The following is a 4,785-nucleotide window of genomic DNA, read 5'->3' on the forward strand; positions in this document are numbered from 1 at the left end:
CCTAATGTGACATTCTTTTCTTCCATTAGCTCTAGTAGGGCAGATTGCGATCTTGGTACCGCCCTGTTTATTTCATCAATTAATAGCACGTTACTAAAAACCGGACCTTTTCTAACCTTAAAATCACTTGTTTTGACATCAAAATACTCTTGACCAATTATGTCAGAGGGTAAAGTGTCTGGTGTGAATTGTAATCGATTAAATGTACCATCAATACTTTTAGAAAAACATTTAGCCATCGTAGTCTTACCAGTGCCTGGAACATCTTCTAATAAAACATGGCCATCACTTAACAAAGCAATAATCATTAACTCAATTTCATCTTCTTTATCAATCATTACTTGAGCTATATTTTGTTTTATATTATCTAACATACAAATCCTCCTAAACGTTTTATGCAATCTATTTAAACCCTTTTTACGTGACTCATTGACTTCAGTAGTGTAATGCTATGAAAATAAGCCTACCGCCGGTTCATCAGAAAGTTCCAGGCCATTCATGACAATTAACAGATCCAATGCAGACATGGTAGGAAGGTTTTCCAGAAATGATTGGGCGTCATCATAATTCAAAAATGCAAAAGCTTGCAGTTCTTCTTTAAAAGCCCATCCTTGATCTACAGTTTCTAACATAAATATTCTTAAGATCGGACACTTTGAGGTTGGGTGCAAGTTTTCCCCGGCAATTGCGAGTCCAATATCATTTGTAGGGTTGAATATCGTCGTAATGACCTCCATCTCATCCTCGAAATTCTTCGGCATAAATATGTTTACAGCCTCATTATTCATCGTTTTATATTCCTCCCATATCTGATTATCTTTTACCTATGTCATTGTGTTCAATGTACTGAAATGTTGTGTGCGCAGGTGATTTACTCGGTTTTTTCCTTGTGTGGCGCGTTTTAGTTAAGTAGTTTGCTTTCATGTGCTTATGTAATTCATCTTGCGGTTTGCTTTTGAGCAGATCAGAAACATATGTGTGATCAATCGTGTCAGGGCCAAATTCGTTATTCATGTTTGCAACGACTTTGGCGATGCTTCCTGAATAGGCATAAGCCTTTACTATCTTTTGCGCTAAGGTTTTCGCTTGATAGTTTTCTACGAGAGACACAAAATCTACAAGTACCTGGATATCTTTTTTTGCTGCATCAACTGTTTTTATACTCTTCATTTGTCCTCCTCTTACATAAGTTTTATCGCACTTTTACAGTATTCTCCATTTATTAGAGGATTCCCTCTAAAACTAGACCATATAGAATCAAATACCTTCGGGGCGGCAGCACGATGGCTCCTAACAAAGCAGCAAACGCYTTGAAAGAAGCTCTAACGTGTCGCTTTCCTCTAAAAAGCCCGATAACCACGAAATTTACGGCTTTGCCTACATTTCGTTGGTTCCTGTTCTTTTCTTTACGAGGAAACGAGCCGAAAAGATTATCAAATAAAGAAATGAAGAAGAAGAAATGGAGGGCAGCCCAGTGGCTGCCTTTTGTTGTTGTATTTTTTGCTTTTGTCCTCCGGATCGTACAGATTCCCAGCCTGTCTAAGCCCGAAACAAAGGCAGATTCCTAGGCGTTCGCCCTCCCTCTGTTTCGTACAAAGACAGGAGCCGACTAACCACCAAAACAACAGTCAAGGGGCGAAAAACTTTTTCAAATCGCGCTTGCGCAGAAAAACTTTTTACGCTGGTACCCTTGACTGGCCGTCTATTGGATCTGTTCGTCCTTCGTGTCAAAAGGCAAAAAATAATCCCTTTTGGGACATTTACCGCCCGGAGAACAACACAAAAAAGGAGCGAAACAAATCATGAAATTAAACAAAATGATTGAAATCGTACGTATTAAACAAGAAATCCGAGAGGTGGAAGAAGCCTATACGAGCTTACTCCCTAAACAAATTCGTTCACCAAAAGATGCCATCGAATTCATTCAAGCCATGATAGCAGAGGAGGACAGAGAGGTGTTTTTGGTACTTTGCCTCAATGTAAAAAATCAGGTTATCGCAGTTCATAAAAGCCATGTTGGGAGCTTAAATGCCAGTATTGTGCATCCGAGAGAAGTATTCAAATCGGCCATTCTCAATAATGCAGGGAGTATTATCGTGGCTCATAACCATCCTTCCGGCAACTGCCAGTATTCACAGGAGGATATTGAGGTTAGTAAACGACTGATGGAAGCCGGGGCGATTATGGGCATTGAGGTATTAGATTCCATCATTGTGAGTCATGAAGACGGCATTTCCTTGAAAGAAAAAGGATTGCTTTAAATGCAAAAGGGGATGTTTCCCCTTTTGTTTTTATCCTATAAAGGAGGAATTACTATGACAGAAAAATATCCATTAAATGAAGCTCAGATAAGTGCACTTCGTAGCCTTCACTTTTGGCGAAGAAATTTGTGTGTCGAATCCATCCATCAAGATGTCATCGAGTGTACCAAAAGCAGAAAAGCCATTTTCTTTGCGTTCCAATCATGCGACAAACTGAATGTCCCCTTTGCCATTCAAAATCGTGTAATCTATGCAGCTTCACAAAATACAGCTTTTGGTGATGTAAAGATGGGCAGATGATATTTACCCCCCAGTATTACGCTTTTACTGGGGGTATTGTAGTCATTAAAAACGCGAAAAAGGAAGTTCGTTGAATGATTCAACAAAACTTGATAAAATTAAGTGGGATGTTGAATGATTCAACAAAGGAGGACATTTACATGAAAAAAGCAACTATGGAAATTCTGACGAAGTGCCAGAATCTTAGGTCTTACGTAGAAGCAAAGGAACAGCAGCATGACTTGAAATTATTAAATAGGAATGAACAAGTGCTCGTAGCACTTGCTCGATTATTTGAATATGAAGAATCATTTGATCTAAATCAGATCTTTAAAGAATTGGATTCCGATTGGATTGAATTCGCGCTGGATCGATTACTAACCTACTTTTATTCCGACACCTATCATCCTAAATCAATCAAACCATTGATCATTAAGAATCCAAATGATTTATTAAGTCAAAAAGATATTGGAGATTTAATGAATGAACATGGTGGTAACATGGATGCCAAAAAAATTCACATGTTGCGCAAAAGAGGGAAATTGCCCACAGAAACTGCTTTAATTGGAGGGAATCCTTACTGGCTTAAAGAAGAAATTGAAACCTATATCCATGATTTACCGATAAAAACCAAAGATGCTCACTAGACAAATCGTTGAAACCCACTCAATTTGAAATCATGTTTCCACCTCTGAAAATTATTATACTTGTATTTTGGTCAAATAAAAAAGCACCTCGTGAGAGATGCCTTCTTAATATACAACTATTACTATTTTAGTAATGGATTACCAAAGATAATACTTGCTCTATCATCATCTCTTGTTAACTGTATAGTTAATTTCTTACCATTTTCTACACTAAAAGTTACGTCTTGCGGGAAATCTCCTGCTTTAAAATCTAATGTTTTAATCACGTTGCCATCCAACAAGAAATCAACTTGTGCAGTGGCTGTCGTATCTTGATACTTGGCGTCTAACCCAACTCTTGTTGTAAACTGCTTATATTTAGAATTCAGTGGAAACTCGATGAAATTACTTGAATTGTCATCACCATGATTATGTTTATACAATAATACAAAGTTTTTGTAAGCTGTACCTACGTTATCCTTTACTGTAGTTCTACCTTCTAGTTCGTCGTCGAAAACTATTTTACCGTTATAAACTAGAAGTCCACCATCATTACTTTCCTGATAATTCATGTTTTTCACAGTATCACCAAGATATGCAACTTTAGGTTTTGGTGTATTAACCAATACTGATTGAGTTGTTTTATCATATGAAACTACTTTATTAAAGTTCATTTACAATAATCGGAACCACAACCTCTGCTGAAACAGGCACAAATGATACTAATAATGATACAACGGTTGGCACAGCCAATGATGATGATAATGATATGGATTGGGGTTGGATTGGGTTATTAGGTTTAGCAGGTCTTATGGGATTAAAAAGAAAAGACGATCGAAAGTAGCCTCTAACCTGCCCCGTTAGTTGAACAAGAAACTAGATTGCTACCCTAGGTTGACATAACGCCACGATTGGGAAAAATTCGACTAATATGATGAAATTCAGAACGTCCACTCGGGCGTTCTTTTGTTTAGAGAAATTAGAGGAATTAATAGAGAGCTTGATTGGACTAAATGGAAATTCGTTGATGACCTTTTTGTATTGAATTTAATATACCAATTGCAAGGGTACCCGTACCAAGAGAGGAGTATCTTCTTACAGTTTTTCTTGAGGAAGAATTATGAGTGGTTAAAAAGTACACAAGATGCCAGTATCGTATTTCACAAAAAATCGAACTGAAGAATTCACAGTGTTATATATCATTATCATCAGTTCGAATTTTGAATAAAACATCATTAAAAGTATATCCAAAATGAATTAGAGTGAAGCGATTTATAATTTTTTTAATTCTGTAGTGCTACCAGTAGATCTTCAGGTAACACCATTATATAACCATGCATCATAGGTTGACATAACACGCGGATGAGGAAGTAGTCGCTTCATTACTCATTCAGAAAAAGCTGCTCTTTAAGGCAGCCGATTCTTCAACTATGCACCCGTTAGTTTAATATCATTCATACATTTTTGAATCATATAGTATGTCCGCCACAGTCTTCCATGAAGGTTGAATTGGAATTGATTGATTATTTCCTAAGCAGTGCCAGTCCATATCACTAATCCAAGCCTCCATAGCTTCTAAATAATTGCTCCATTTTCTCTAATTTTTTGGTTAATTGATC

8 protein-coding genes and 1 pseudogene are annotated in these 4,785 nt (G+C 37.1%); 4 read left to right on the top strand and 5 right to left on the bottom strand.

Going from position 1 to position 4,785, the window contains the following annotated elements; genetic code table 11:
- The 3 genes from AC1DSL_RS15815 to AC1DSL_RS15825 form a co-directional block, all read right to left on the bottom strand.
- A partial coding sequence (locus tag AC1DSL_RS15815) for an AAA family ATPase (RefSeq protein ID WP_477532915.1) occupies positions 1–374 on the bottom strand: 374 nt, incomplete at its 3' end.
- A 75-nt stretch (positions 375–449) separates the two neighbouring features.
- Positions 450–788, bottom strand: coding sequence for a hypothetical protein (locus tag AC1DSL_RS15820; protein ID WP_477532916.1), 339 nt, complete (start codon positions 786–788; stop codon positions 450–452).
- Between the two features lie 25 nt (positions 789–813).
- Positions 814–1,170 carry a hypothetical protein gene (locus AC1DSL_RS15825; RefSeq protein ID WP_477532917.1) on the bottom strand — a complete coding sequence of 119 codons (357 nt, stop codon included), beginning with the start codon at positions 1,168–1,170 and terminating at the stop codon, positions 814–816.
- Positions 1,171–1,802: 632 nt separating this feature from the next.
- Between AC1DSL_RS15825 and radC the strand changes: the two genes are divergently transcribed.
- The 3 genes from radC (at position 1,803) to AC1DSL_RS15840 (ending at position 3,187) form a co-directional block, all read left to right on the top strand.
- Positions 1,803–2,261, top strand: coding sequence for a RadC family protein (gene radC, locus AC1DSL_RS15830; RefSeq protein ID WP_477532918.1), 459 nt, complete (start codon positions 1,803–1,805; stop codon positions 2,259–2,261).
- Positions 2,262–2,315: 54 nt separating this feature from the next.
- Positions 2,316–2,561 (top strand): hypothetical protein, encoded by a 246-nt coding sequence (locus AC1DSL_RS15835; RefSeq protein ID WP_477532919.1) that lies wholly within the window; start codon positions 2,316–2,318, stop codon positions 2,559–2,561.
- A gap of 140 nt (positions 2,562–2,701) precedes the next feature.
- The gene (locus AC1DSL_RS15840; protein WP_477532920.1) at positions 2,702–3,187 is read left to right on the top strand and encodes a hypothetical protein; all 486 of its coding nucleotides are present in this window, start codon (positions 2,702–2,704) and stop codon (positions 3,185–3,187) included.
- Between the two features lie 122 nt (positions 3,188–3,309).
- On the opposite strand, the gene AC1DSL_RS15845 is transcribed toward AC1DSL_RS15840, so the two are convergent.
- Positions 3,310–3,840, bottom strand: coding sequence for an NPCBM/NEW2 domain-containing protein (locus tag AC1DSL_RS15845; protein WP_477532921.1), 531 nt, complete (start codon positions 3,838–3,840; stop codon positions 3,310–3,312).
- A gap of 8 nt (positions 3,841–3,848) precedes the next feature.
- Between AC1DSL_RS15845 and AC1DSL_RS15850 the strand changes: the two genes are divergently transcribed.
- Complete coding sequence (locus tag AC1DSL_RS15850; protein WP_477532922.1) at positions 3,849–4,010, top strand: WGxxGxxG family protein; 162 nt, start codon at positions 3,849–3,851, stop codon at positions 4,008–4,010.
- Positions 4,011–4,616: 606 nt separating this feature from the next.
- Here AC1DSL_RS15850 and AC1DSL_RS15855 read toward each other — a convergent pair.
- A pseudogene (locus AC1DSL_RS15855) lies at positions 4,617–4,742 on the bottom strand (DUF7660 family protein); the annotation flags it as partial.
- Between the last annotated feature and the right edge of the window lie 43 nt (positions 4,743–4,785).

It is taken from the genome of Paenisporosarcina sp. P4_D4 (genome assembly GCF_056401835.1).